Annotated in this window: 2 protein-coding genes; one reads left to right on the top strand and one right to left on the bottom strand. The window is 69.8% G+C overall.

The annotated features are described in order from the left end of the window. Positions 1-115 precede the first annotated feature (115 nt). Positions 116-580 carry a GNAT family N-acetyltransferase gene (locus tag DBR36_RS13950; protein WP_108320346.1) on the top strand — a complete coding sequence of 155 codons (465 nt, stop codon included), beginning with the start codon at positions 116-118 and terminating at the stop codon, positions 578-580. A gap of 398 nt (positions 581-978) precedes the next feature. On the opposite strand, the gene DBR36_RS13945 is transcribed toward DBR36_RS13950, so the two are convergent. After that, positions 979-1,487, bottom strand: a 509-nt coding sequence (locus DBR36_RS13945; RefSeq protein WP_146185369.1) for an HNH endonuclease signature motif containing protein, incomplete at its 5' end; no start/stop codon positions are given.

Raw genomic sequence — 1,487 nt, 5'->3', positions numbered from 1 at the left:
GGGCGGTGTGGGCCGCGCTGTTGCGACATTTGCGGGGCGGTGTGGGCTGCGCAGGTCCGGTGGGGTCATCGCGCGGTGGCAGGGTGGGAGTCAGGCTAGCGAGGGGGGACGGCGGATGGATTCGGCACCCGCACTTTTCGAGGCGGCGACGGCGGGGGATCTGCCGGCGATCACGGCATTCCTGGCGGATGCGGACCTGACGGTCAGTGGCCTCGAAACGCCGTCCCTCCGGCTCTGGGTGCGCCGGGATCCGGCGGGCGCGATCCGGGGAACGACCGGCTTCGAGTTGAGCGGGGACCGCCGACACGCACTGATTCGCAGCGTGGCGGTGGATGCTCGAGACCGCGGTAGGGGATGTGGCCGCGCCTTGGCGCTCTTCGCGCTCGACCGCGCGGCGGAGGACGGCGCGCGCACCGCCTGGCTGTTCAGTCGACGGTCGGGCCCGTTCTGGCAGTCGCTCGGGTTCGAGACCGCCGATCGTGACCTGCTCGCGGAAAACCTCGCGGACACGTCTCAGGTTCGACTCTTCGTGCGGACGGGGCAGTTCGAGCGGGAGGTCGCGTGGTCGCGCGCGCTGTGAGGCGCCGTTCGACACGAAGGGGAAGGTTCGGGCTCGAGGCGCGGTCGTCGAGAGCCGGAATGTTCCCGGGGGAAGTCGGAACGTGCTCAGGGACAGTAGGCACGTTTGCGGAGACGCCGAGATGGTTTCTCGAGACGGCCGGGCTCATGGTTCGTTGCGCCGTCGCCACACCGACGAGGGCGATCACGGTGACCGGCGCGGCGCGGCATGATGTGGTGCCGTGCGGTGCGGTTCGTCTTCGTGGGTGGGCAATGCAGCTCGTCTTCACGTGGGGCGGTGTGCTTCGACTCCGTCCGCGGGCGCTGCAGATCGTCGCCGTTCGCGGGCGATGCGAGGTGACTTCGTGAGTGAGCGGTGTGCTTCGTCTCGGCGCACGTGAAATGGGGTTCGTGCCCGCGTCAGAACGGCGGCGGGTCGGCACCGTAGGAGCCGCCGAGGGGTGACGTCCACGTGAGTCCTGCGTCGGGGGAGGAGGTCGGCATCCACCCGGATTCGTGTTTCAACCGATGGTGATGGCGACATGTCGGATCGAGGTTGTCATGGTCGGTGGTGCCGCCATCGGCCCAGGCATCGCGGTGGTCGATGTCGCAGTCCGCTGCTGCGCGGCCGCAGCCGGGGAAGACACAGGTGGGGGAGGTCACGCCCAGCCACCGCCGCAGCGCGACAGGGACGCGGTACGTCTTGCGATCCAGGGTGAGGGGAGTGCCGTCGATGGGATCAGTGAGGAGGCGCACCAACGACGTCGCCTCGCCGGCGAGGCGCCGCGCGGTGTCGAGGTCGATCGGGCCATAGCCGTCGAGGGTCGCCGATTCGGTGCTGTGCCCGAGAAGCGCGAGGACGGGGATCGTCACGATGACGGTGGGGCGAGATGCCCGTGGGGACGGCCGACCCGCGGTCGCCGTGAGAG

It is taken from the genome of Microbacterium sp. HMWF026 (genome assembly GCF_003061325.1).
Taxonomy (GTDB): domain Bacteria; phylum Actinomycetota; class Actinomycetes; order Actinomycetales; family Microbacteriaceae; genus Microbacterium; species Microbacterium testaceum_E.
The sequence above is the reverse complement of the archived record's forward strand: the minus strand, read 5'-3'. Positions and strand labels throughout refer to the sequence as shown.